General features: G+C 37.8%; 25 protein-coding genes and 1 pseudogene. 7 read left to right on the forward strand and 19 right to left on the reverse strand.

Translation table 11 applies throughout. The annotated features are described in order from the left end of the window. Positions 1-718 precede the first annotated feature (718 nt). Positions 719-1,333 carry a hypothetical protein gene (locus MQE36_RS14355; protein ID WP_242936667.1) on the forward strand — a complete coding sequence of 205 codons (615 nt, stop codon included), beginning with the start codon at positions 719-721 and terminating at the stop codon, positions 1,331-1,333. 170 nt (positions 1,334-1,503) lie between these two features. Here MQE36_RS14355 and MQE36_RS14360 read toward each other — a convergent pair whose 3' ends face one another. From MQE36_RS14360 to MQE36_RS14385, 6 genes are all read right to left on the reverse strand, one after another. Continuing rightward, positions 1,504-2,160 (reverse strand): response regulator, encoded by a 657-nt coding sequence (locus MQE36_RS14360; RefSeq protein ID WP_242936668.1) that lies wholly within the window; start codon positions 2,158-2,160, stop codon positions 1,504-1,506. Continuing rightward, positions 2,157-2,963 (reverse strand): sensor histidine kinase, encoded by an 807-nt coding sequence (locus MQE36_RS14365; RefSeq protein ID WP_242936669.1) that lies wholly within the window; start codon positions 2,961-2,963, stop codon positions 2,157-2,159. Before MQE36_RS14365 ends, MQE36_RS14360 begins: the two co-directional genes overlap by 4 nt. A gap of 78 nt (positions 2,964-3,041) precedes the next feature. Next, positions 3,042-3,761, reverse strand: a complete 720-nt coding sequence (locus MQE36_RS14370; protein WP_242936670.1) for a hypothetical protein — start codon at positions 3,759-3,761, stop codon at positions 3,042-3,044. A gap of 6 nt (positions 3,762-3,767) precedes the next feature. Beyond that, complete coding sequence (locus MQE36_RS14375; protein ID WP_242936671.1) at positions 3,768-4,175, reverse strand: hypothetical protein; 408 nt, start codon at positions 4,173-4,175, stop codon at positions 3,768-3,770. A gap of 213 nt (positions 4,176-4,388) precedes the next feature. Next, positions 4,389-5,102: a hypothetical protein gene (locus tag MQE36_RS14380; RefSeq protein ID WP_242936672.1), complete on the reverse strand. Its 714-nt coding sequence runs from the start codon at positions 5,100-5,102 to the stop codon at positions 4,389-4,391. 10 nt (positions 5,103-5,112) lie between these two features. Continuing rightward, the gene (locus MQE36_RS14385) at positions 5,113-5,601 is read right to left on the reverse strand and encodes a hypothetical protein (protein WP_242936673.1); all 489 of its coding nucleotides are present in this window, start codon (positions 5,599-5,601) and stop codon (positions 5,113-5,115) included. A gap of 121 nt (positions 5,602-5,722) precedes the next feature. Here MQE36_RS14385 and MQE36_RS14390 point away from each other — a divergent pair, with 121 nt between their 5' ends. Beyond that, positions 5,723-6,316: a hypothetical protein gene (locus tag MQE36_RS14390; RefSeq protein WP_242936674.1), complete on the forward strand. Its 594-nt coding sequence runs from the start codon at positions 5,723-5,725 to the stop codon at positions 6,314-6,316. Here the strand turns inward: MQE36_RS14390 and MQE36_RS14395 are convergent. Genes MQE36_RS14395 through MQE36_RS14415 form a run of 5 tightly spaced genes read right to left on the reverse strand, consistent with a single transcriptional unit; the run spans position 6,313 to position 10,896 of the window. Continuing rightward, entirely contained in the window at positions 6,313-7,149 is an 837-nt protein-coding gene (locus MQE36_RS14395; protein ID WP_242936675.1) for a 5-oxoprolinase subunit C family protein, read from the reverse strand. The genes MQE36_RS14390 and MQE36_RS14395 overlap by 4 nt on opposite strands. Beyond that, a complete protein-coding gene (gene pxpB / locus MQE36_RS14400) occupies positions 7,142-7,867 on the reverse strand; it encodes a 5-oxoprolinase subunit PxpB (protein WP_242936676.1) in 726 nt (241 codons plus the stop codon). The genes MQE36_RS14395 and pxpB overlap by 8 nt, the downstream gene beginning before the upstream one ends. Beyond that, positions 7,854-8,597 (reverse strand): 5-oxoprolinase subunit PxpA, encoded by a 744-nt coding sequence (gene pxpA / locus MQE36_RS14405; RefSeq protein WP_242936677.1) that lies wholly within the window; start codon positions 8,595-8,597, stop codon positions 7,854-7,856. Before pxpA ends, pxpB begins: the two co-directional genes overlap by 14 nt. Then, positions 8,594-9,796 carry an Nramp family divalent metal transporter gene (locus MQE36_RS14410; protein ID WP_242936678.1) on the reverse strand — a complete coding sequence of 401 codons (1,203 nt, stop codon included), beginning with the start codon at positions 9,794-9,796 and terminating at the stop codon, positions 8,594-8,596. The genes pxpA and MQE36_RS14410 overlap by 4 nt, the downstream gene beginning before the upstream one ends. Beyond that, entirely contained in the window at positions 9,796-10,896 is a 1,101-nt protein-coding gene (locus MQE36_RS14415; protein WP_242936679.1) for a DUF2891 domain-containing protein, read from the reverse strand. Before MQE36_RS14415 ends, MQE36_RS14410 begins: the two co-directional genes overlap by 1 nt. Positions 10,897-11,069: 173 nt before the next feature. Here MQE36_RS14415 and MQE36_RS14420 point away from each other — a divergent pair, with 173 nt between their 5' ends. After that, the gene (locus MQE36_RS14420; RefSeq protein WP_242936680.1) at positions 11,070-11,534 is read left to right on the forward strand and encodes a GNAT family N-acetyltransferase; all 465 of its coding nucleotides are present in this window, start codon (positions 11,070-11,072) and stop codon (positions 11,532-11,534) included. An 85-nt stretch (positions 11,535-11,619) separates the two neighbouring features. On the opposite strand, the gene MQE36_RS14425 is transcribed toward MQE36_RS14420, so the two are convergent. Next, positions 11,620-11,871 carry a hypothetical protein gene (locus MQE36_RS14425; RefSeq protein ID WP_242936681.1) on the reverse strand — a complete coding sequence of 84 codons (252 nt, stop codon included), beginning with the start codon at positions 11,869-11,871 and terminating at the stop codon, positions 11,620-11,622. Positions 11,872-12,018: 147 nt separating this feature from the next. Here MQE36_RS14425 and MQE36_RS14430 point away from each other — a divergent pair, with 147 nt between their 5' ends. Then, the gene (locus tag MQE36_RS14430) at positions 12,019-12,486 is read left to right on the forward strand and encodes a GNAT family N-acetyltransferase (RefSeq protein ID WP_242936682.1); all 468 of its coding nucleotides are present in this window, start codon (positions 12,019-12,021) and stop codon (positions 12,484-12,486) included. Positions 12,487-12,634: 148 nt separating this feature from the next. Here the strand turns inward: MQE36_RS14430 and MQE36_RS14435 are convergent, their stop codons facing one another. The 3 genes from MQE36_RS14435 to MQE36_RS14445 form a co-directional block, all read right to left on the reverse strand. Continuing rightward, positions 12,635-13,939 (reverse strand): NAD(P)(+) transhydrogenase (Re/Si-specific) subunit beta, encoded by a 1,305-nt coding sequence (locus MQE36_RS14435; protein WP_242936683.1) that lies wholly within the window; start codon positions 13,937-13,939, stop codon positions 12,635-12,637. A 96-nt stretch (positions 13,940-14,035) separates the two neighbouring features. Next, positions 14,036-14,341 (reverse strand): NAD(P) transhydrogenase subunit alpha part 2, encoded by a 306-nt coding sequence (locus MQE36_RS14440; RefSeq protein ID WP_242936684.1) that lies wholly within the window; start codon positions 14,339-14,341, stop codon positions 14,036-14,038. Between the two features lie 5 nt (positions 14,342-14,346). Further along, positions 14,347-15,459 (reverse strand): Rossmann-fold NAD(P)-binding domain-containing protein, encoded by a 1,113-nt coding sequence (locus tag MQE36_RS14445; RefSeq protein WP_242936685.1) that lies wholly within the window; start codon positions 15,457-15,459, stop codon positions 14,347-14,349. 505 nt (positions 15,460-15,964) lie between these two features. Between MQE36_RS14445 and MQE36_RS17085 the strand changes: the two are divergent. Then, positions 15,965-16,105 (forward strand): annotated as a pseudogene (locus MQE36_RS17085) (IS3 family transposase); the annotation flags it as partial. Between the two features lie 138 nt (positions 16,106-16,243). Here the strand turns inward: MQE36_RS17085 and MQE36_RS14455 are convergent. The 4 genes from MQE36_RS14455 to MQE36_RS14470 form a co-directional block, all read right to left on the reverse strand. Next, complete coding sequence (locus MQE36_RS14455) at positions 16,244-19,477, reverse strand: S41 family peptidase (protein WP_242936687.1); 3,234 nt, start codon at positions 19,475-19,477, stop codon at positions 16,244-16,246. A gap of 1,797 nt (positions 19,478-21,274) precedes the next feature. Further along, positions 21,275-21,919, reverse strand: coding sequence for a hypothetical protein (locus MQE36_RS14460; protein WP_242936688.1), 645 nt, complete (start codon positions 21,917-21,919; stop codon positions 21,275-21,277). A 321-nt stretch (positions 21,920-22,240) separates the two neighbouring features. Next, positions 22,241-23,776 carry a YifB family Mg chelatase-like AAA ATPase gene (locus MQE36_RS14465; RefSeq protein WP_242936689.1) on the reverse strand — a complete coding sequence of 512 codons (1,536 nt, stop codon included), beginning with the start codon at positions 23,774-23,776 and terminating at the stop codon, positions 22,241-22,243. Between the two features lie 210 nt (positions 23,777-23,986). Beyond that, a complete protein-coding gene (locus tag MQE36_RS14470; protein WP_242936690.1) occupies positions 23,987-24,844 on the reverse strand; it encodes an AraC family transcriptional regulator in 858 nt (285 codons plus the stop codon). Between the two features lie 92 nt (positions 24,845-24,936). Between MQE36_RS14470 and MQE36_RS14475 the strand changes: the two genes are divergently transcribed. Together MQE36_RS14475 and MQE36_RS14480 are read left to right on the forward strand one after the other, a co-directional pair. Further along, positions 24,937-25,596 carry an NAD(P)H-dependent oxidoreductase gene (locus MQE36_RS14475; RefSeq protein ID WP_242936691.1) on the forward strand — a complete coding sequence of 220 codons (660 nt, stop codon included), beginning with the start codon at positions 24,937-24,939 and terminating at the stop codon, positions 25,594-25,596. An 8-nt stretch (positions 25,597-25,604) separates the two neighbouring features. Further along, complete coding sequence (locus MQE36_RS14480) at positions 25,605-26,600, forward strand: polysaccharide deacetylase family protein (RefSeq protein WP_242936692.1); 996 nt, start codon at positions 25,605-25,607, stop codon at positions 26,598-26,600.

The raw sequence follows: 26,600 nt of genomic DNA on the forward strand, positions 1-26,600 counted from the left end.
TTTATCAGCACAAAACAACTGTATCGTTTCACCAAGGAATGATAATAATGACAATGACGCTGATAATGACTACTCGTAATTTCATATGTTTAAAACTTGTTCATGCTAGTTTTCTAAATTAAATCTATAAAAAAAGCCTTCTCTTTATTGGGAAGGCTCTTCGTGTTTTATTATAAATATACCGTCCCCTTATCATTGTGAAACAATCACAATAATGACAACAGCGACGATATTAATCAGATTTCTATTCATTGATGATGCAATAATATCTATATTTTTTTTAATTCAAAAGGTTTTGATTAATTTTTTTTGATCCGGATAAAACCCTCCCTTGTTTTAAACATAGAAATGATCTTAAAACTCATTGTTTTTGAGAAGAGCACCACCCGTTTAAAATCACAGTTCTCACCAGTGTATTAACACGTATGAACCTTTTTTTACTATCGGTAAAAACAATCAATAAGATACTATAGATATACTATAATTATGGTATAAACTACCTATACATTAGTTATAATATCATTATAAAAATATTTTAAATATTTGATTTTGTACATTTTACAAATCACCTTATAGGAAAAAGAATGGCAAAACAAAAAGGAATTATCAAACTAGTCGGTACGCTTTCGGGCATAAACTTTTATTATCGTAACGGAGAAGTTATTGCCCGCGTAGCCGGGGTGGTTTTACAAAGGAGAAAGTATTAAACGATTCGAATATGGTGCTGGTGAGGCAGAACTTCAGTGAATTCGGAATGTGTGCGAAAGTAAAAAAGTTATTCAGGCAAGTGCTGTTTCCTTTCTTAAAGGACCATAAAGACCCGAGCCTACACGAGCGCATGATGAAGATGTTTCCTAAAATTAAAAACTGTGATCTGGTCCGTGAGAGAGAAGAACGGACTGTCTGGAACGGATTACTTACCGATAATGGGAAGCAAATATTTTCTGATTTTCGGTATACTCCGGAGCGGGCTGTAAGAGACACTTTTACAGGGAATATTTCGATTGATCCGGAGACTTTTGATTGTACCGTTTCGGACATTCATATCATATACGACCAGTTTCCGGCACAAGCAACTCATATGGGTTTATTATATGGAGTGGTACACTTGGATGCTGAAAAACATCACTCTGAAATTTTTATGGCAGAAAAAGTTATTCTGGGCAAAAAGTTTCAAGAGAATGAGTTAAACATTCCCATAAAAGCTATGCCTGAAAAGGGAGGCTTGAACCTGACTTATATCGGATTGAAATTCTATCAGAAAGTATCCGGAGACTTTATGGTACTAAAAGCTAAAAATACTTATGCCTTAGAACTAATCTGTTTTTTATAAACACATCCCGGCCGGCCAAATTTTAAGGCTGTACATGGTCTTGGCGGATTGTCTTTATACGAAAACAAATTTCTCCGTAAGGGTTATAAACCGAATTTTCACGGAAAGGAAAGACGACCTTGCAGAGAAGACATCAGATCAGGTCAAACGATACCGGATTTCATCTGATATTAGCCTTCTTCCATTTCTATAAGTTCATGCTTAATGGCATACAACACCAATCCGATACGGCTTTTTACCTGAAGCTTTTCAAACAAACTTTCGCGATAGCCATCAATTGTTTTGGGAGAGAGACACATTTCGTTAGCTATTTCCTTATAAGTCATTTCTGAGCAGGCCAATTTCAGGAATTCTATTTCACGGTCTTTCAGATGGAGTTGATCCTTTTCGGATTCTTTTTTATCCAGTGTATCCAGTAAAGTATTTGTTATCCGCTCAGAAAAATAAAACCCTTTTTCTATGACATCGGACAGGGCCTGTTTAAAGATATTCGGGTGTATATCTTTTAAAAGGTATCCTTTAGCTCCGAACCGCAGCATTTTAATGATCGTGTCTTCGGTATCATCCATGGAAAGGGCAATAACTTTAAGATCGGGTTTATTTTCCTTTAACCATCCCATGGTTTCTATCCCGTCCATTATCGGCATATTGATATCGAGTAAGACTATATCCGGAATTGAGTTGTTACCATTGAGCATTTCAATAAATTCCTTGCCATTTGCGGCATGAAAAACTACGTTATAATCATCGAAGGAGGAGACCAAAGTTTGCAATGACTGGGCAAATAATAAATGATCGTCTACTATGGCTATTGAATACTTCTTCATGATGGTTTGATTGTTGTGTTTGTTTTCGGTTCGTACGGATATACTAAAGTTACGGAAACTCCTTTATCTTTTTCGGCATTTATTTTTAAGGATGCTCCAATCAGTTCTGCCCTTCGCTTCATGTTGGTCAATCCTGAACCTTCTTTTATATTATCGATGTCAAATCCTATTCCATCGTCGGTAGCAATTACGCTTAAATGATGGGGAAAATATTCAACCAGAATAGTTAGCAGTGACGCTCGTGAGTATTTTACCACATTGGAGAAACACTCCTGAAAGATCCGGAAGATAATGATCTCATCTTTTCTATTTATCTTAACGATATCTCCCTTGACATCGTATTCTATTTTAAGAAAATTAAGGCGTTTGAAGCGCCTGATCTCAGTTTCAATAGATTCCAGCAGCCCAATTTTACTGATATAATCTGTGTTGAGTGTCCTCGACAGCTGACGTAACTCTTTTAAACCTTCTCCCAATACATTTGAAGCTTCACTAAAGGCTTTTTGCTTGTCGTCAGGGATATCTGCCTGAAGCATATTCATCTGCATTTTGGCTACAGACAATAACTGTCCGATATTATCGTGTAATTCCCAGCTTAAATTTTTAAAAGCCTGTTCCTGGATTTCTGTTTGTGCCCTGGCCAATTCTTCGTCGAAGTAGCGTTTTTGCTCTGCTTTTTCGATTAGCAATTGGGTTTTCCGTTTCTGGTAGGCCAAGAAAAAAGAGACTACAAAAACAATAACAATAACGATAAGTACGCTTACATAGATAATAAGACTGATAATTTCTTTTTGGTTTTCCATTAAAAACTAAAATATGGAGTATTTAAACTATAAACTTATACATTTTTAAAGTTACTAAAGAAAACCGAGGGGATTATATCAGGGTTGAGGGGCTTTTTCCCCTTTTTGAACACGGGCGTTGGTAATGAAACCTGTAATAAAAGAGCCGTATAGAATAATATTGGATAAGTTTAATATAACACGATATGTTTGCTGTGAAAAGTCTAATTGCTTCGAAAAAATAAAAATTGGAACTGTTGCCAAATTAAAAATCAAAGCTCCAATTATTATCCAAAAAGGCAACGTTTTATGGAATGTTAAAATTCTATCATCACCCATGACTTCTGCAAAGTATAAAAATGAAAGAATCATGTAGATTAACGCTCCACTAATTCTTGTGATTGGAATATATTTAGAATTAAACGTGTTTAAATTCATCATAACATCTATCAACGCAAACAATAAAAAGAGATACAATAAGACCAAAGCTATTTTCTTATTTTTTGCAGATAGTATTTTATAGAAAAAAAACAAATAAATGAAATACGTAATAATCTTAAATATATTATATAGCCAGATGTTAGTTCTTACCAACTCTTTTCCCAAAACACTTTTTAAAGATCGTATTATTGAATGATTTGGATAATAATAATTATAGAAAGGAATTAATCCAACTGTTTCTACGAGAACCGTTATGAGTAATAAATACAAAAAATATCGACTCTCGGTAAATCGATATTTTTTGTATGTAATTATCGCTACAATAGCAGCAATAATTTCTAAATAAAAAATAAAATCCCTATAAAAATCTACAAACACTTCACTTTAGTAGTCTGAAGGTGGCCAACCACCCTGATTATCATTATACGGATCTATGTCTCCAATAGTTTCATTATCATCATTACCATCGTCTGAAGCTGACTTGGCTGATTTTTGAGAAACCGGTTTTGCATTCTTGGTTGGTGCGATAAACATCGTGGTTTGTCCGTCTTTGGTTCCATCGTCATATTTTCCCATAAAAAAACGAAGCCCGAGGTTTTCGTAACCCTTCTTTGCAGCCTCTTCTTTTACATAAGAAATGTATTGCTCTATATCTTCCAGCGACCACCAGAAGTCGCGTACCTGTTCTTTTCCCAGCTCCTTTTTTAAGGCTTTTTCAATAATCTTTACGTAATTTTTCTGTAGTTTTTTTGCATTATCCTTAGTAATGCATTTTTTTGGTTTTTTTGACATATCCTGTAGTATAAATTAGGTCTTCAACAAATCTACAGAAAATTTTCATTGTAAAAATCAATGTATTTAAAATTCTATATGTTACTTATTATTTCGATAAAGTGTTAGAGGTGGTGTATTGGTTGTTGCGACTCTGTAACGAGAATTAAAAGAAAGAGCAAGCGACGGAATGAGATTATAAGTAATACGTCAGATATGAGAAGTGACAGCTGTTTACCGTTGGGCAGGTTGTTTTTGTATTTTTTTTTGCTCATGGGCATTGATCATAAACCCGATAATAAAGGAGCCGTATAGAATATAATTAGAGATTGATAAAATAACATTGTAGACCGGATCTGAAAAATTCAGCTGTTTTGAGAACAAAAAAATCGGGGTACAGGCCAGTTGAAAAAACAACATCCCTACTATCAGCCAAAAAGTCAATCTTTTATGGATATCAAAAATCTTATCCTCGCTGATGACCTGTAAAAAATACAAGATGGAGCAAATGAACACGGATGATGCTCCTACTAGCATTACATAGTTCAAGTACCCGAAATTCAGGTCCATCTCATTATCTGCCAAATTTAGTATAAAAGCCACCCAAAGCACCAAAACAAAAAAGATGATCCACCTTTTAGTTCTTTTATCATCTATTACATTAAGGAAAAAGAATAAATAAAAATTATACGTGACCAAATCATAGATATTCATCAACCAGATATTCCGGAAAAGTAACTTTTCATCGATAAACTTATTGAGAAAAAAAATGGCATTGTGGTAATCAGGATTTTTGTACAACCCTGGAATTTGTCCATACGACTCCACCAGAACCACAAACCATAAATAAAATAAAAAATACCTGCAGTGCGTATGTTTATACGAATTATACGTAAGTGTACCTACTACAGCCGCAAGTATTTCTATATAATAGATGTATTCTTTCAAAACCTAAAGACTATGGATAATCCGTTGGTGGTTCTCCTCCTGTTCCTTTATTAAGTGGCTCTACTAATTCTGTTTGAAATCCGAAACTAAAAAAAGATCCTTGTTGTGCCTGCCCTCCTCTGTTTTGGGTTGGGGCAATAAACACTGTAGACAAACCATATCTATATTTTTCGGAGGGCGGGTAAGCACCAAAGTAAATACGCAAGGCAGATTCTTCATTTAAATTGCTCCCTAATTCCTGCTCTACATACGCTATGTATTGCTTGAGTTCCTTAATCGTAAAGGTAACATCCCGGACATCGGTATACTTCAGGGTATCCCGTAATATGGCCCCCCTTGTTTTTACGTAATTCTGTTGAAGTGCTTTTGCCTCTTCAACAGTAATGGTTCCTTCCGGTTTTTCCACCCTTGTCTGTTTCTGTTGTTCGCATGAGAACAAAAAAATGGTACAGGCAAAAATGGAAAACAACAGACTCGCTTTTAAGATTCTTGTTTTCATAAAAAATTTTGGTTAATAGTTCCTTACTAATATATATAATAAAAATCTTATTCTAAGCACCTTAGAATGATAATCAGGGTTTTTCCCCTTTTACCATACAAATGATTAAGCGATTTTTACAATGGAAAAAACTCTTAAAGCAATGGCACAGGTTACTTCTTCTTTTATCAACATACATGAAAAGCTCAACAGGCTGAGACTTGGGTTTAAAAAAATAAAATTATTAATTGAAAATCAGGATATTAATGCTATAGATTCCTTATATTTACTCTTAAAGGATGTAGAAGACACCTTTAGAAAGAACCAGATAAACGAGTATGATCAACTGGCTTCTTATCGAAGTGAAATTCTGGCATCACAAATAGCTTATGACCGTAAAGTTCCGTTGAAAACCGATCAACTGGAGACTGTATCAAACATTTTACCCTCTGCAACCCAAACGCTAAATAACGTTATGAAACCACTTGAAGACCGTATTCAAGAATCTCAAATTATCATCAAAATGCTGGTGAACAAAGCCTACGACAGTAATATGATCCAGTGGAATGACGGCCTTAATTTTCCGGATTTCATACATGCGCTATGGCGCCTGTTTTTAAAGCACGACAGTTTTAAGGAACAAACAAACATGGTGTTGGATCGCATTACGGAAACGGATGCCCTGCAACTCCTGGCAAGGGAAGTGAACCAGATTCAAATATCGAAACAATATTAGAGTAACTGAAATGAAATAACATCGCCCATTCTCTTTTGGGCTAATTTTGCCATAGCCATATCTGATAGTTGTAGTATCCTCGGATATCCTCCTGTAGTCTGTGCATCTTTCATCAGAATAATGAGTTTTCCGGAGGGGGTTAATTGCACTGTACCGGGCAATGTGGCCGATGTCAGTATGGAATGCCGGTGTACTAAAAATGCTTCTTCGACCTGGTAGGCCATTCGGTTATTTACATTGGAAACGGTATAATTTTTTTCAAGGCTTTTTCCTATCTCAGGAAACAGATCGTACTCCGGTCCTTTATATACGTCTAATACGGGGTCGGTAAACCAGCTCCAATCCCTTTTTATATGGGCATATCCGATTGTATGGCCAATCCGGGTATCTACAGGGATTATTGTGTTGTTCTCTATTTGTGACCTGTTCGTAATAGGGATATACATCGATCTGCTCCCTAAAACCCCGGGCGTTTGTATCCCGTCCTTTACTGCCAGGTAGCTTCTAAAACCCTTTGTTACGGCTTTAAACGCCAGTATATCACCACTTTTTACGAGATACTTTTTGTTGTTTATAATGCTTTCATTGTTTAATGCAGCCGACATACAAGCGCCTGTTATGGCAATTTCCGTTTCGGTCATAAACAGGAGTGTAGGGCCCAGCATGGTCATTTCAAGAACTGCCGCATTTTTATCATTCCCCAGCAATGCATTAGCAAGGTTTGCTGAATACGCATCCATAACTCCGGATACCGGTATTCCTTTATGCCTGTAACCATATCTGCCCGTATCCTGTATTGTAGTGTAAAATCCCGTTTTGACAACTTTAATCATAATGCACCTGTTTTTCAAACTGATACACCCCTGTCTGTACCTGAATGGCAATAAGTTCGTACTCATACCTGTTTACAGCGTAGAACTGTACTTTGTCGCCTACGTTGACAGGACACCTCTGAGGGTTGTTGACATCAAAAAGCCTTACAGGGGAGTTTCCTATTATATTCCAGCCTCCCGGGGATGCCTGAGGGTAGATTCCTGTTTGCCGGCCTCCTATTCCCACAGATCCTTCCGGAATCTTTAACCTGGGTTCACTTCTTCTGGGTTGATGTAACTTTTTATCCAGTCCTCCTAAATATAAAAACCCGGGTAAGAAGCCTATTGCATAAACCGTATATAATGGCCTTGTATGCAGGGAGACCACATCCTGCTCCGACAGGTTTTTATCTGATGCATACTGTTGCATATCGAGCCCCAGTCGATCTCCATAAAGTACGGGGAGTTTCCAAAGGGAAACTTCGAAAACCTGCCTTTCAATATTCAGTTTATATATATCCCTTAAATTCTCTTCTATTTCCCGATAGTTTACAGAATTTGTAAAAATTACTGTCAACGTATGATAGGCAACAATAAGTTCTGTATTTGAGAAGTATTTCTGAATATGCTGCTTGTATGAAACTATATCCTTTAATATTTCCTCATTAATTATAGCCGGCCATTCTATAAGTATGGCTTTGCTTCCAAAAGGTTTGTATGTAAGATTAAAACTTTGCAAGACTCATTTTTTTTAAGTGCAGGTTCTGATATACATACTGTAATATCCCGACAGCATCAGAGGTATCTGAATGTACACAAAAAGTATCTGCCATGATAAACCTTTCTTTATCTGTTACCGTCATTACCTTTTGATGAACGGCCATATTATAGATATGATCGAGTATCTGGGCTTTATTGCTGATCAGGGCATTCTTTTCTTTTCGCAACACTAAACTTAAATCTTCGTTATAATTTCTATCGGCAAAGGCTTCGTATTTTATATGGTAACCAAGCTCTAAGGCCCTGGATGCCAAAACTGATGCATAGGGTACAAATAAATAAACGGATGCTCTGTACGGCATTAATATTTGCAAGTATTGCTCGGTGAGGTGCGTATTTCTTGCCAAATCATTATACAACGCCCCGTGTGCCTTTATGTGGTGTACCTTTGCTCCATGAGAGCCAGCCACTTTTTTAAAGGTTTCTATTTGCTCGCACAGGACTTCTTCCAGTTCAGATTCCTTCATTTTCATCGTTAAGCGTCCGAAATTCTTTTTATCGGGATATGAAGGGTGTGCCCCCACTTTAACCTGATGCTTTAGCGCCAATTCTATTACAGTGTGCATGGTCTCATCATTACCGGCATGCCCACCACATGCAATATTACAGGAACTTATATAGGGCATTATCAGGGCTTCATTATTCATTCCTTCTCCCAGATCACAGTTTAAATCAATTTCCTTTATCATAACAGGGTGAAAACTTTTAGGATGCTTTTTACTCCGAGAATTAAAGCTATTAAAACAATGGTCCCTGCGATAAAGTTCTGGAACTTATTATTGGTAAACCTGCCCAGCACCTCCTTTTTATTAACTACCCAAACCAAAAAACCGGCTATGACCGGCAATACAATACCATTGGCGATCTGTGCAAATTGAATAAGTTTAATGGGTTTAATCTGCAAGCTGGAAAGCACGATTCCTGTTAAGATAATGCCTCCCCATACCAAACGAAACTTCCGATCGGTAAGTTTTGATTTCCATCCGAAGCAATTATCAGCCACATAAGCGGCTGCCAAAGGGGCCGTTACTGATGATGTAATTCCGGCGGCAAACAATCCGACTCCTAAAAAGTATTTTGCAGTTTTACCATATAGAGGTTCGAGCCCTTTTGCCAAATCCAGAACACTGACAACCGTATCTGAATCAATCGCTGCTGCTGCAATTACAATAGACATCGAAACCAAACCGCCTAACACAATTGACACCACCGTATCGGTTCTGGAAGCTTTGAGATCTTTGTCTGAATTCCATTTTTCTTTTACCAGGGAAGCGTGTAAAAACAAATTATACGGTACAACTGTAGTACCTACTAAGGCTACAACGGTTAAAATACTCTGATCAGGAAAGGAAATAGTGGTAATTCCTTTTAAAACAGCTATCAAATCGGGTTTCGTCATTATTGCAGCTCCAATAAATGAAATACTCATAATCAGAACCAAAACAATGAGTATGCTCTCTAATACTTTATAATTTCCAGCGAGAAGAAGTAATATGGCCGCGCCACCGATAAGAAAAGGATAGGCTGTCCAGTATCCTGCTCCGAATACTGCTTCCAGTCCAAGAGATGCACCGCTGATATTTCCGGCTTCATATGCTGTATTGCCAACGACTATGGCTGATAATATCAAAAAAACTGATGTTTTTTTCAGAAAGGGCGATGGAAGCTGTTCTTTAATGACTTCTGCCAGTCCTTTGTGCGTAATGATCCCAACTCTGCTTGACATCTCCTGTAGCACGATCGCTGAAATAACAGATAGTCCCATTGCCCACAGAAGGGCAAATCCAAACCCAACGCCCGCCAGCGTACATACCGTTACCGTACCGGGACCAATAAAAGCAGCGGCAACTAATGTGCCCGGGCCTATATTTTTAATCCATTTAAACATTAGTGTGCGTTTTGTAATGCATAAATGGCAAAAGATCCCAGCCAGTGCGTTCCTTCATAATTCCCATCGACAATCCCGGGTAAGGAGTGAATTAAATGAGTACGGGCGACGGATCTCAAATGACCATATTCCGGCAGGGTTGCTGCGATTCCGTAGAGGCACCACGCCCTGCTGAAGTTAACGCCATCCAGATGTACCAACTTACCATCGGTACGGTCAGAAACCTTCCCTGTTTCCCATTGAAAAGAAGGGTTTATCAAATCTGGTAAAAAACTTAACAGCCATTGTTTAAATTCTTCTTCAGGCAACACACGTCGCATCAAATCTGCTTCTTCAAGGCAGGGAGACAGGAAGTCAAAACCGCTTGGTTCCCATCGTATAGGGCAGTCAATATCATCGGCGTAAAAATCCCTTGCCCGTTTGCCGATAAGGTTCTTTAATTCCTCATTGCCTGTTGTCAATGCATAGTCATAGGCAAACGTAAGCCCGAAGGCCGTATTGGTATGTTCTCCTACCCGTATAGGGTAATTTAACTTTGGTAAGAATGCCATATACCCCTCTGCGATCACATCGGCCAAGGGTTTTAGGTTTGCGGCTAGTTCTTTTCCTAAAGGGTCTTCCCAGGTATATAATTCCTCATATAGTTTTAACAACCATGCCCATCCATAGGTTCGCTCGTATGAACCATTTCCTTTACGCTTAAAATAAGATACTTCTGCCTGAATATTCCCGGGAGTTATATTCTGACGTAGTTTTTCTCTGATCTCTTCTGCGTTCTCTAATCGTGGAAACTGTTTTAAGAGTGTTATCAATGACCAGTGCCCATGTACTGATGAATGCCAGTCAAAACACCCGTAAAATGCAGGGTGTAATGTTTTAGGGGATTGCAAGTCTGTTGAATCGTGTAATGTCTGTCCGAGTTTGTTCGGGTACTCTATCTGCATACACTCCAACGGGAGCTTACTCAACCGGTTTGCTTCTTCCATAGTGAGTTTTATGGGCTCTTCTATATAATTGCTTTCTACTGCAGCAATATTTTTTTCGTCCTTGCATCCGTAAAGGATCATTCCGAAGGTTAAAAACAGGACTTGTAGTTTCATAAAATTTCAGGTTCGTTAATTCTGTATCTCCCAAAAATAAGAAAGGAAATTAACTCTTTAAAGTCAAGCTCAGTAAAAGAAAAATAAAAGGTATCTTTATCTGTACAGGCGTATGCACTAATTGATATAACACATCGGGATCTCTGAGATAGTTTAGCATTATAAAATTCGAAATGATAACACTAATTAAAACCAACCCAAACAACAAGGACTTTATTAAACTCGTAAAGGATTTAGATACTTATCTTGCTCTAAAAGATGGTGATGAACATGATTTTTATGACCAATTCAATAAATCAGAAGGTATTAATCATGTAATTATGGCCTATGAGAACGGCTTTCCGGCAGGTTGCGGGGCGATTAAGACTTATGATAAAAAAACGATGGAAGTAAAGCGTATGTATACCATACCTGAATACCGGGGAAAAGGCATCGCCTCTAAAATTCTAAAGGCCCTGGAGTTGTGGGCTTCCGAACTATCTTTTCACAGGTGTATTTTAGAAACGGGAAAACGTCAGACCGAGGCCGTAGCCTTATACCATAAAACCGGTTATAAAACTATTCCTAATTATGCTCCATATGAGGGTATTGACAACAGTATCTGCTTCGAAAAGATTCTGATTTTAGAAGAACTCTAACATTCACAACCTTCTGCCCCTGTTGTAAAAACTTGATTTTCACTATATTTGTATTAGTAAAGGTATCCCCGTATTTTTTAAGACATCATGTAACCCTGTTCAAATATCCCTGATTCAGGTCTGTTTGATTTGTTTTTACCCGACAACCGGGATTTAGAAAAGTTTCCGTTCCGACAGTTACCGGAATGAATCTGAATATTTTAAGGTTTTCCTGAGGTGGCCTGTTCCTGAATTTTATTGACCCCGAAGAAACGAAATTCCGGTATAAGGCATTGTTTCCTTTTTCAGGTATTGTTACAGGATGCCTTATAGATAAAAGAAATTGGAAATACGACAATCGTCATGGGTTTATGGTCATGCGCTTTATAAGGATCGTTTTTATAAATGATCTTGTATTTGTCGAGATAATTTGTCGTTGGCCATATTGATCAACTCTCCGACAGCTCTCTAAAAAACAAGCAGATAATCATTAAATTTTCAAGTCATGAGATTCCTTACCGTTTTACATTTAAATGAAAAAGAAAAGCAAGAACTTATAGAGTTATGGAACACTGTTTATCCGGATGTATTGCAGTTTAAGAGTCTGTACGAATTTGAAAAGTATCTCTCTAAATTAAAAGATCTGAAACACACCTTACTATTTGATAAAAACAATAATATAAAGGGCTGGTTTGCCGATTTTTCAAGAAATAACGAACGTTGGTTCATCATGATGGTAAGTTCCGAATTACAGGGACAAGGTTATGGTAGCAGGCTATTGGATGAGGCAAAAAAGAAATTTAATGAATTAAACGGTTGGGTTATTTGCGAGCATGAATACAAACGTAAGGACGGAAAGCCGTATCAATCGCCAGTAAGCTTTTACGAGAAAAATGATTTTATGCTTTATCCGGATATCATTTTTGAAACTGATGTGTTAAAGACTGTAAAGATGCAATGGGTCAGGAATTAATATAAACGTTGTTATGGGGTTATCCGGTTGACAGTCGGCAGTCGGCAGTTGACAGTAGGCAGTTGTCAGTAACAGAAACTTATAAATCCACCTTCCGAAAACAAAAAAGAGGCTGTCTTTGCGGACAACCTCTACTTTTTATGTAAGTCTAAATCTTTTTTAACTCAATTAATGTATTGGCGAGACTGTCTTTGGCATCTCCTAGGAGTAGTTTACAATTTTGTCTTCCGAACAACGGGTTATTTTCACCGGAATAACCTGCAGACATGCTTCTTTTTAGTACGATTACCTGCCTTGCCTGATATGCTTTGATAATTGGCATCCCATAAATACTGCAATCTTTATCTTCTTCGGCAGAAGGATTAACCACATCATTGGCTCCTATGACCAATACAAGATCAAAAGTATTCATTGTATCATTCACTTCGTCCATATCTTTGATATATTGATAATCGACATTAGCTTCAGCAAGGAGCACATTCATATGGCCTGGCATTCTTCCTGCCACAGGATGAATGATATAATTTACTTCTACATCTCTTGTCATTAATCTTTTTTGAAGCTCGTAGCATACTTGCTGTGCTTGTGCGACTGCCATTCCATATCCTGGAATTATTCCTACTTTTTTAGAAAAAGCAAGAATGGATGCTAGCTCTACCGGTGATGAAAATTGTACATCTATAACCTCAGCATTATCTTTATTAACAGTACCTTTTTTAGTCAGGTTGCCGGCAAATACGGTTTTAAGTGATCTATTCATTGCATTACACATCTCGAGGGTTAAAAACACTCCTGTTGCTCCTACCAGGATACCACCTACCATCATTATGGGACTATTAAATGCTATTCCTGCAAGTGCTGTAGCTACTCCTGTAATGGCATTCAGAAAAGACACTAATACAGGCATGTCGGCTCCTCCAATCGGTACTGAAAAGACCACTCCATAACATAAAGACAAGAAACTTACCATTATCAAAAAGTATGTGAAGGGTACATGTACATCCGGAATTATAAAGTAAAACGCTGATACGAGCATTATTGCTACAAGCACTATTACTGTTAACCCTTTTACCACCTTAAAGTTTTTTATACTCTTTACTCCTGAGAGTTTCAGATAGGCTATTAAGCTACCAGAAAAGGAAACAGCTCCTAATACAGCTCCCGATGTTAATACCAATTCATTTAAAAGCTTTATTGGTGTACCGAAAGAGATTGTAGCTTCTGTTAAACTAATAATTACCGCACTCATTCCTCCAAATGCATTAAATAAAGAGACTAATTGAGGTATTCCTGTCATTTCTACTTTATATGCCAAATATCTTCCTATAATTGTTCCTACACTTAAGGCAGAAACCAGAAAGACTACATTAGTTATTTTGGAGGACTGGTTCAACACTAGTATAATTGTGCCTATTATCGCCAGGGTCATTCCTGCACCTGCGATTAGTTTCATTATTGGCTCTTTTGGGATTCCCCATTAATTTAAGTCCCATGATAAATCCCATTGAGGCCATCAGGTATGTTATATTGATTGCTAGACTCATAAGGTTTATTTGTTTTTTGCGGTTGTAAACATAGTTAACATTCTATGGGTAACGAAAAAGCCTCCTGTGATGTTAATTGTAGCGAGAACTATCGCCAATGCTGCTGCTAGGATCTGCATATAATCATCGGGATTTACTCTCATTAGCTGAATAATAGCGCCTAAAAGAATAATACCACTTATGGCATTCGCACCAGACATTAAAGGTGTATGTATAATGGCCGGTACATTCTTTATGACTTCTATTCCTATAAATAAACTGAAAATCACGACATAGATTCCATCTATATCGGTAATAAAGAACTGGTTCATAAAAGTTAGTTTTGAGTATTGGTTACTATTTTTTGGTTAACTATTTGCCCGTCCTGGACTAATTGGGTAGCGTTAATGATTAGATTCTCTTCCTCCTGGTTATATTCATTAAAATACTTGAGGAATGAGAGGAAGTTATTTGACAAAAGAAAAGATACTGAGCTTGCATGAGCAGAAAGCAAATTGGTATCACCAATAATGGTAACATTTTGATCCGTTTTGTACGTTTCGCTTTTTCTTACCAGTTCGCAATTACCTCCCATTTCTGCAGCTAAATCGACAATAACAGCTCCGGGTTTCATCTGCTTTACTGTTTGCTTTTTAAGAAGAACAGGGGCTTTCCGGCCAAATAATTTAGCGGTGCAAATGACAATATCTACCTCTAATGCTTTTTCATGTAGCACCTGCTCTACTTTTTGAAGATAATCTTCTTTTTGTTCGACGGCATAGCCTCCAGCATTTTTACTGTCTACTGCTCCCTTTATTTCTACAAAGGAGGCTCCAAGACTTTCCACTTCAGTTCTGGAAGACTCACGTACATCAAAGGCATTTACTATGGCTCCAAGTCTTTTTGCCGTAGCGATAGCTTGCAACCCTGCTACTCCGGCTCCAATAACCAGTATTCTGGCAGGTTTTAATGTTCCTCCTGCACCTGATATCATTGGAATTGAAACAGAACAGGCGGTGGCTGCTTTTAAGACCGCCGCATACCCTAATATGGAAGCCGTTGAAGACAAGATGTCCATAGATTGGGCAAGTGTAGTTCTGGGCAATAAATGCAAACTGTACAGTTCTGCTTTCTTTTCTACAAAAGGGGATAAAGCCTGTGAGTTATACAGAAAGTCATATCCTAAAATAAACTTCTTTTTGTCAAGATCATCAAATTCGCTCAGATTAATATTTTCATAACCCAGAATAATATCTGAAGCCTCAACTACTTCTTTAGCCGTATTGCATATTACAGCTCCTTCTTGAGTATAAAGGTTGTCGCCATAGCCTGATTCTATACCAGCACCTTTTTCAATATAAAATGTAAATTGTTCCTTTACAGGTTTTATATGGTACGGACAAGTAACCACCAAAGATGACGGTTCTTTTAAAACTCCTATTTTTTTCATGATTACCTCTTATATGAAGTATTGCAATAATCATAAAACAGGTTGTGCTCGTTTGCAGCTAACGCTACATTTTTGTTGATAGTAATTTTCATTGATAGTTTGTTTATTAGTTTGCTCTTTTTTTAACAAACTTAATGCCGTTTAATCACTTTTTTGCAAAAAACAAAATCAACTACACTTTAAATCGCTTAAAATCAACACATTAAATAGTGTGGTTTAGTCTATGTGTTAAGTAATTGTTTCCACGGTATTTATGTTTCCGGGGAAATATTACTCGGTTGGTGATAATTTACCCAATTGGTTATTTTGTTATGGAGTTATCATGTTATGGAGTGATGGTGTTACATTGTTATCATCGTTAGTTACAGAAGCCCACAGCGGAAAGATAATGTGGTATCAATTAAGTGATAACATGAATAGTGCTTATGTAGTCAAGGTTCTCAAAACAGCCGTCAACAATAGTGTAGGCAACACAAAGCTTATCGATCAGACGGAATTAAGAAAACACAATATCAGACCTTCCATGATTACAGGGTATGATTGTTATCAAAATGCATTAGCCGAGAGAATAAGCGATATCTTAAAAAGTGAATTTTTAATTTATCAATGCAATAACAAAAAAGAACTTGAACTCTTGGTTAAAGAGTGAAACTCTCGATTTTTAACTTACACACTTTAAGGGATAGTATCATATAAAAAAACCAGAGAAGCGAACTCCTCTGGTTTGATTTAACTTTTTTAAAACCGTCAACCTATATCAGGACGACTCAATATTGGTATCGGTTTATTTTGAAACCTGTTTTAGCAATTCATCAACGGCCCGTTTTAACTGTTGATCTTCTCCTTTAGCTTTTGCATCAGGGGTGTTTTCAACAAGGATATCCGGCACGGCAGGGCCTAATTCCATATTTTCATCCGTAGCTTTCACATACCATGCTCTAAACGGCATACGTACGTAAGATCCATCGATCAGGTTTCTTCCTCCTGTAGAAATAACAGCACCGAAAGTTGGTTGTCCAACCAAAGTACCTAATCCTAATGATTTGTATGCATGAGAGAATATCTCTGCATTTGAATAGCTTCGCTCATTACATAGAGCTATAGACGGCTTTGTCCATGCTGCCAGGGGCAAACGCTCACTATACGGATAATAGTCTCTGTATTTTAAATGCTCTTTCAAACTCTTAGCAGCACCTCTTGGTATCGTATAAGAATGTTGTTTTACATTTAGCACAGCCATTAAATAATCGGTAGTCCATCCGCCGCCATTATAACGTACGTCAATAACAACACCTTTTTTTCCATGCCCGGCTGCCATCAACTCACGTTCAAAATGCTCAAAGCTTGTCCAGTTCATTCCCTGAATATGGATATATCCAAGTTCGCCATTAGAATACTTATCTGTTAACTTCTGACGTTCTTTAACCCAGGCTATATAGTTTTCTGCACTATTGCTTGACTCGGGTCTGATGATGACTTCTTTAGCACCGTCGGCTGACTTTACATTTAAATAGATTTTTTCGTTTGCAGTTCCATTTAACAACTCATACAAATTAGTTGTTTTAGTTAGTTGTGTGCCGTTAACAGCTTCGATAATATCGCCTGTATATAATTTACTGGTGGTTTTATCTGCCGGCATCTGGTTAATAACCGAAATAACTTCTAAACCTCCATTAGACACAGGCTTTACTTCTACCCCTAATAATCCGGTACGTTCTCTTTGTACATCGCTGCGGTCTTCACCCCTGTACATTCCCATGTGGCTGGCATTAATCTGTCCCAGCATCCAGTTAAATACCATCTTAAAGTCTTGTCTGGTAGATGCTTTAAGAGCCAAAGGCTTGTATTTTTTCTTTAGGGCATTCCAGTTTTGTCCGTGGAACTGCGGATCGTAAAACCCATCGTTAATAGCTTTCCAGGCTTCCTCAAAGATCTGATTAGACTCTTCGGCGTAGTTGATGTTCATTTTAGCGCTTACAGGAAGTGTTTCTGTTTTGTCTGATTTCATGCTGATACGCACCGGCATACCACGATTTACAGCATACAGATAGGTGTTTTTCTTATCTTTTACAATTCCATAAGGACTCGACTTTGAAATTTGCTTCAGATCTTTACCGTCCCATTTAATTTTATAAAGGCTGTTCTCTACTCTGGCATCTCCTCTGCTTCCGTTTCCAGTACTGTAATAAAATGTCTCTCCATCTTTGGATATTGTACTTAAGAATTCACCTCCTGTAAACGAAGTTACCTGTACCTGTCGTCTGTAGATATCTTCAAAGTCGATCTGAATATCTTTTACTTTCTTCTCGTCCTTTTTATCTTTTTTCTTATCTTTTTCTTTATCAGAATCTTCGTCTGTCTTTTTAGATTCTGGTTCATCACCATCTTTCCAATCCTCAGCTGTTTTTTCCCAGTCTGATTTCTTTAACCAAACAAACCACACATCGTAATCGCCATTATTTCGGTTGGAAGAAAATCCTATCTTACTTCCGTCTTCACTCCAAACCGGTGAGCGATCTGATTTAGGGTGCATCGAGATATTCACAGGTTTTTTTGTGTTATCTGCTTTGTGTATATATATTTCAGCATTAAATTCTAAATCCTGAAGTGAATATGCCAGCCATTTTGAGTCAGGAGACCAGGAAATACCACTTGGGGTATCCCATCCATCTAATAATGTTTTTGAATTTGAAAGCGATCCTTTATCATTTATATCGGCTACGATAAGCTTTGCTCCGCTGGTATAAGCTATACGTTTTCCGTCCGGCGAGATTACAGGATTCTGTTCTTCAGCTTCGGTATTTGTAATTCGAACTATCTTGCGCTTATATGTTTTAAATAAATCTTTTTGGTCTTTATCTTCAGATACAACCATATATAGATCGTTCTGACCATCTCTGTCTGAAACAAAAACAAGTGATTCATCATTAAGCCAGGCGATATCTCTTTCTCTGTATGGAGAGTCAGATACGTTCACCGTCTTGTTTTTCTCCTTGTCGTTTTCTGTTATAAAAACTTCTCCTCTAATCACTATGGCACTATATTTCCCATTTGGTGAAGGAGCTATCTCACTTACATTACTACTGTAGGTTTTACGAACAACAGGATCGAAACGATAGTCCGTAGACAATTCTATTTTCACTAAAGAGGCTTTTTTAGTTCCCGGGTCAATAAGGTATAACTCATCTCCTTTTACTGCAATCAGCTTTTTACCGTTATCGCTGGCGCTAAAAGAAAAGATTCCCATATCTTTAAAAGAAGTTACTGCCGATATGTTACCGTTTTTGGAACCATTCTTATTTACAGCAACTTTATATATATTATATTTTCCATCTCTTGATGATTGAAAATACAGGGTATTGTCATCGCCCCAATACGGACTAAAGTCGTTTACTCCGTGCGAAGTTATTTCATGGTATGTATCTTCTTTTATGTTATATACCCATACATCACGATTGGCGGGACCGTTATAAGCTTCCCGTTCCGGACGGCATGTCCCTCTTGTAAAGGCGATCAATTCTCCGTTTGGTGAAAGTTTTGCATCGAAGCCTAAAGCATCCATAATCCGATATGGAGTTCCTCCTTTCGTACTTATCTGGTGTGTTTCTGCCTCTCTTTCTATCTGAGAAAAGTTTCTAACCGTATTGAATAAAATATTTCCATCCGGAGTAAAATCCGTTACCACATCACTTGAAGAATGAAACGTCAAGCGTTTTGGAATCCCCCCATTATCAGAAACCGTATAAATATCGTTATTGCCATAACGCTCTCCCTGAAAGGCTATAGACGTCCCGTCGGGGCTCCATACAGGGTTTGTTTCATATGCTTCATGTATGGTTAACCGGCGAGGATTACTTCCGTCTGCATTGGCAGTCCATATATCTCCCTGGTATGAAAATGCTATTTTGGAAGCATCCGGGCTAAGGGAAGGTCTTTGAATTAACGGATTATTTGCCTGCGCAAATGATAACCCCATTCCACACAATAATGTGGCTAAAGTAGCTTTTGTAAATCTCATTATAAAGTTAGGTTCAGATTATATAAAATAACTTGTTCGTTTCAAAAATAGATGTCTGAACAGGGAATAACGAATGTTTAACAATATTTTATAAATCCTACAAACCCAGTAGATTTAACCGAATAAATCTTTTAATCTGTTGTTATGTTGTTACGCTGTTATGTTGTGATGGAGTGATGTTGTGATGGAGTGATGCTGTTACGTTGTTATGAGGTTGTCAAGGGTGAATCATATTCCAAACCCGCCATAGTCCTTTACAGGCGGGTACCTTATAAGTGAAAAATGTGTTAAGAATTAAACGCTGTTTGAGTCACGTCCTAGCGTGGCGAGTTCGTTTCATTTAACATTCGAACTTCTATGAGGTCGCCGAAAAGGCAAGGCTGATTTTTTGGTTCGTTTTGCATCAAGGCAAAATGAACAGAACATCATGAGATCCATTAAAAAACAATAAAAAGTCCACAAATAAAAAAGAATGAAACCTTTGGATGAACAATTGTGCAACACATCATGAATTCCTTTAACAAACATTCAGCAAAACATGAATAAAAAAGAAAGGCTATTTAATTGTAGTAATGGTGTTATGGAGTGATGCTGTTACGTTGTTACGGTGTTATGAAGTTTCAAGGGTGAATCATATTCCAAACCTGCCATAGTCCTTTACAGGCGGGTACCTTATAAGTGAAAAATGTGTTAAGAATTAAACGCTGTTTGAGTCACGTCCTAGCGTGGCGAGTTCGTTTCATTTAACATTCGAACTTCTATGAGGTCGCCGAAAAGGCAAGGCTTGATTTTTTGGTTCGTTTTGCATCAAAGCAAAATGAACAGAACATCATGAGATCCATTAAAAAACAATAAAAAGTCCACAAATAAAAAAGAATGAAACCTTTGGATGAACAATTGTGCAACACATCATGAATTCCTTTAACAAACATTCAGCAAAACATGAATAAAAAAGGCTATTTAATTTTGGTAATGGAGTGATGTTGTTACGGTGTTATGAAGTTTCAAGGGTGAATCATATTCCAAACCCGCCATAGTCCTTTGCAGGCGGGTACCTCATAAGTGAAAAATGTGTTAAGAATTAAACGCTGTTTGAGTCACGTCCTAGCGTGGCGAGTTCGTTTCATTTAACATTCGAACTTCCATGAGGTCGCCGAAAAGGCAAGGCTTGATTTTTTGGTTCGTTTTGCATCAAGGCAAAATGAACAGAACATCATGAGATCCTTTGAAAAACAATAAAAAGTCCACAAATAAAAAAGAATGAAACCTTTGGATGAACAATTGTGCAGCACATCATGAATTCCTTTAACAAACATTCAGCAAAACATGAATAAAAAAGGCTATTTAATTTTGGTAATGGAGTGATGTTGTTACGTTGTTATGGGGTTAAGCCTGGCCGGTGAGATACTTCTTGGTTGGCTGTCTTTCACAGTCCATGGTAGAAGCTTATTATCTTTGTTTCTGATTCCTGCTATTTTTTTAACAAGCACCATAAAAAATCCTATAGACTACCCCGGCCAGCCTTCTCTGTCGAAGCCTCGGTATTGAATTCTTCATTCAACAATCGATCAACATTTAATGGAAAATACTTTGCCCGAAAGTATTTTTTGTTCAGGAGTATCCTATATTCCCTCGATGACATCGATAACATGATTCACAGAATGAAAACATACTTTTATTGCAAAAGAAAAAGATTTCAACACCATGATTATCAACAGATTCACACTTTAATCTCCCTGATAATTCAACCCGATCAACCTGATAAGATGCACTCAAGTATATTCTTCAGACCTCTTTTTATTTTTGAGTGGCTTTTTTTACATCTTCTTGTTTTAGATTTTTTTGGTTAAGAATAAAAAAACCGCCATCCATAAGTTTAGATATTGGTATTGAATAAGCTATTGTTATGAACCCTCTTTTTTGATTGGGTTCAATAGTCCCTAATTCATACCCATAACCAATTTGAAAATCCAATATATTTAATCCTGCTGTTAAAGCAAATATATTTGTCGGGGCATCACCGGTTTTTGCCGAGAACAGAAATCCTGCCTGAACTCCTATTATATTATGGTGTTCTCTATTGATCACCTCTGAATATTCATTTCTGGTTTCTGACAATCTCCCCATAAAACTATAGTTTATTCCTGCACCAATTGAATTAAAGAACGTTACATTTCCTTTTGTTTCATCAGTTGTCGAATCAATAAAATTAAACCTAACCATTGGAACGGTAAAATTTGTACTAATTACCTGTGCCCTGTATTCTCTGGTTGTTCCTGCCTTCGAATTTTCTTTTTTTAAATCGGTTAAAATCTCACTGATCTCCTTACCATTGATACTTGAGATCTCCTTTAAATCCCTTATATATTTTATGGTGTCTTGTCTGGTTTGTGAAATAGTAATGATGGGTAAAATCAGGAATAACAGTAATTTAAATTTCATAATTAAAAGTATTTTAGGTTAACAGAAAGCGAATATATTAATTACCTTAAATGACTTTAAGGGGATTTTACCTGTTATTAGCATCAAATTAATAAAGCTCCGTTTTATTTACAGACAGAATCTACGATAATGTGATCGATGGTAAACAGTAATTTCCTGAATAGCCTTATAGTCTCTTTTATAATCATTATATAGGGAGAGCATACTTTTTAGCATAAACCTATAACTTCGCTTTTTCAATACGTATCAAGGATTCTACTACCTCTGGTTTGTGTTATGTGTTATATGAAGGCCTGCTCTTTTATGAAATTGATCGATAAATTAGCCCAGCCAGCCTTCCCTGTCGAGGCTTCGGTATTGAATGGCTTCGCCTATATGGTTGCCGTTTACTTTTCCGACTGCATCGAGATCGGCTATGGTACGGGCAACCTTCAGAATACGGTCATAAGCTCTTGCCGACAGGCTTAGACGTTCCATGGCATTTTTAAGGAGTTTTTTTGAAGCATTGTCAAGTTCACAAAACCGGCTGATCTGCCTGGTGTTCATCTGGGCATTGTAATGAATGTTGGGATATTCATCAAACCTGCTTATTTGCCGTTTCCTTGCCTTGATAACCCGCTCCCTGATTACAGTACTACTCTCTCCCTTTCTTTCTTCTGACAATTTTTCAAAAGGTACCGGTGTTACTTCAATATGGATATCGATCCGGTCTAGTAGCGGTCCGGATATTTTACTCATATAGCGCTGCATCTCGGCAGGTGATGACGTTACCGGAGCACCGGGATCGTTAAAATAGCCACCGGGACTGGGGTTCATACTTGCTACCAGCATAAAACTACTCGGGTAGGTAATGGTAAACTTTGCTCTTGAAATAGTAACTTCCCTGTCTTCTAAAGGTTGTCTCATAACTTCTAAAACACTGCGCTTAAACTCCGGTAACTCATCAAGAAAAAGCACCCCGTTATGCGATAATGATATTTCGCCGGGTTGCGGATAGGTACCTCCTCCAACCAGGGCGACGTCTGATATGGTGTGGTGTGGATTTCTAAAAGGACGGTGTACCATCAATCCATCGTTTTGAATTCTTCCGACCACACTGTGAATCTTGGTGGTCTCAAGGGCTTCTCCCAATGTCATTGGCGGCAGAATGCCGGGTAGTCGCTTAGCCAGCATGGTTTTTCCTGAACCCGGAGGACCTATAAGAATAATATTATGTCCGCCGGCTGCAGCTATCTCCATAGCCCTTTTTATACTTTCCTGCCCTTTTACATCAGAAAAATCAAACTCAGGAAAATCGAGTCCTTTATAAAACTCCTGTGCTGTATCTACAATACGACGTTCGAGTGAAATTTCATCATTCAGATAACCGATAAGTTCTTTTATGTTGCTGATGCCATATACTTCCAGGCCTTCGACAATTGCTGCTTCTTTTACATTTTGATCTGGTAATATCAGTCCTTTAAAACCTTCTTGTTTTGCCTGAAAGGCTATGGGTAAAGCTCCTTTTATCGGTTGCAGACTTCCATCTAGTGAAAGTTCCCCCATAATAACATAATCGTTTAATTTCTCAATTCCTATTTTTGAAGCAGCCGCCAAGATGCCTATGGCAATCGGCAAATCGTATGCTGACCCTTCTTTACGGAGATCGGCAGGCGCCATGTTTATCGTAACCCGTTTTCCCGGGATCTTATAGCCATTATTTTGCAATGCAGCTGCGATCCGGTAATTACTTTCTTTGATGGCATTATCGGGTAATCCTACTAAATGATACCCCACCCCTCTGTCTATATTTACCTCTATAGTGATTGTGGTGGCCTCTACTCCAAAAACAGCGCTTCCGTAAACTTTTACAAGCATATCATAAATATTTACTAACCTTGTAAGTAAATATACAAAATAAAGAGCTATAAAACTTAACATTGGTTGTTTCTGAAACAGGAATCCAGAAAGAGGTCTGGTTCATAATTCTGATGATGGTACCTTTCCTTTTCATGCCTCTCGGGCTTGCTCCGAGGCAACGGACTTAAAATACGATCTTCATATTCAGCCTTTTATCATACCTGTCGGTTACAGAGGTGCCCTGTAAAAATCGCCGGGTCTCTTTCCTGTATATTTTTTAAAAGTTCTATTGAAATGGGCTGCATCTACAAAACCTAATTTATCGGCAATCTCATTGATGTTCAGGTTACTTTGTTTTAAAAGACTCTCCGCCATTTTCATTTTGGTTTCGAGAATATACTGCTTAAGAGAAATCCCCAGGTGCTTTTTAATATAAATACCCACATAGTTTGGAGACAGATGGAAGGTACTGGCTATGGTGTTTACTTTTACCATGTCTTTTTTTAAAGCATTTTGACGGATATAGGTTAAAATAGCTTCTACTTTGTCTCTGTCTGACATGGTTTCGGGAGTACTGTGCTTTACGGTATTCTTTAAATTTCTGGACAGAACGATCAGTAAAGCTCCGAACAGTTCAGTTATGACATTCCGTCCGTAAGTTTTCGGCGTTTGTAATTCGTCCCGAATAAGATTGTATAACCTGAAAAGTTGTCTCCTGTCGTTTTCACAACGAATAACACTTTGTGCGATAATATTTGAATGAAAAATAACAGATTCAAGATTCTTACGCCAGTATGTACTTGAAGTAAATGTGGCTTTTTCGAGAAAGAGTTGCTCTGTAAATTTAATGATCCCAAAGATCGTAGGTTCAGAAACCACAAATTCGTGTTCATCTTTTGGTGTTAAAAAGAAAAGGTCGCCTTCTTTATATGCAACGATGCTATCATTCAGAATATGTTGTCCGCTCCCCTTCAGGACAAAAGTCAATTCAAAAAAATGATGCTTGTGTCGCGGATATCCCCATTCGTTTACTGCTTCAAACTCCAGTACATCAATATCTTTTGTTATATAAAAGCGTTCGGCCATCAGAATTGATTTATACAAATATACAATGTAATTATACAATAATAACGAGGGTTGTTGAACATATCTTTGTTATCTCAAAAAAACATAAACAGATGATCGAGAAAGAAAAAATATTAGAAGCTTATAATTTCAGGCATGCCTGTAAATTATTTGATACCGATAAAAAGATCGGTGATGCTGATATGAATTTTATTTTAAAGACTGCTCAACTATCGCCAAGTTCTTTCGGATTTGAACCCTGGCATTTTATAGTGGTTCAGGACAAGGATTTACGCACAAAGCTCAAAGAAAATGCCTGGGGGGCTACTGCTAAATTAGACACTGCCAGTCATTTTATAGTGTGCCTTACAATGAAGCCTTCCCTGGTAAGATACGACAGTCCTTATATCCAAAACTTTATGAGAGAGGTTCAGGACCTGCCTGAGAATGTAGTGGCAGGGAAAGGCACTGCATACGAAGCGTTTCAAAAAAGTGATTTTGACCTGTCGGATGACAGAAAGCTTTTCGACTGGGCATCCAAGCAATGTTATATCCCATTGGCCAATATGATGACCACTGCTGCCATGATCGGGATCGATTCTTGTCCTATCGAAGGGTTTAATCAGGAAACCAGTAACAAAATACTAAAAGAGGATCTGAGAATTGACACGGATACCTATGGTATTTCCTATATGGTTGCTTTTGGCTATCGTGTAAACGAACCAAGATCAAAAACAAGAAGAAACTTCAATGATATTATCTCCTATAAATAATCATTTCCATGAAAAAGAAAAACATCGTTTCAATATTCGCCCTCTTATCTATTTTGATGATGGCTGCCTGCCAAAAGGCTAAAAATGAAAAAAAAGTAACGAAAGAAAATCTAACGAAAATGACGCCACAAACGAACAATGAAAAAAGCCATTGGCCCAATGGTGCCCGGTTGGTTATTTCATTCTCCATGCAGTTTGAAACAGGAGGTCAGCCTAAAGGGGCCGAAAGCCCTTTTTCCGGCAATCCATTGCCTGAAGGGAATCCCGACATGCCAGCTGAAAGCTGGTTCAGATATGGTGCAAAAGAAGGCGTTTACAGAATGCTGGACTTATGGAAAAAACACGGTATTTATGTCACTTCTCATGTAGTGGGAGAGGCAGCCATAAAATACCCGGAGGTTGCTAAAGCCATTGCAGATGGCGGCCATGAAATTGCCGCACACGGAATTTCATGGAGCGATCAATGGGATATGAGCTATGAAGAAGAACTACAGTTTATCAAAAAGGGAATCGATACGGTAGCGGCTATTACAGGACAACGTGGCCGGGGATATAATGCCAATTGGCTCCGCAGGGGTCCTCATACATTAAAAGTGTTACAAGACCTGGATTTTCTTTACCATATTGATGACCTAAGCCGGGATGAACCATTTATAACCATGGTCCGGGGCAAAAAATTTGTAGTTGTTCCCTATACTTTAAGGAATAATGATATTGTAAATATTGAAGGGAAGCATTGGAGTCCTGATCAGTTTTTAGCCCAATTGAAGGCTGAATTTGACCAACTCTACGACGAAGGCGCCATGCAAAGAAGAATGATGAGTGTCAGTCTTCATGACAGGATTGGCGGAACTCCGGCGGTTGTCAATGTGATAGATCAATTCATTGAATATGCCAGAGAGCATGAAGGCGTGGTATTTATGCGTAAAGACAAAATTGCCGATATGGTAAAAAATGATCCTGATACTCCCGTTGACAATTCAGAAATCAAATTCAATCAGTAA

The organism is Zhouia spongiae (assembly GCF_022760175.1).
In the GTDB taxonomy this organism is placed as follows: Bacteria; Bacteroidota; Bacteroidia; order Flavobacteriales; family Flavobacteriaceae; genus Zhouia; species Zhouia spongiae.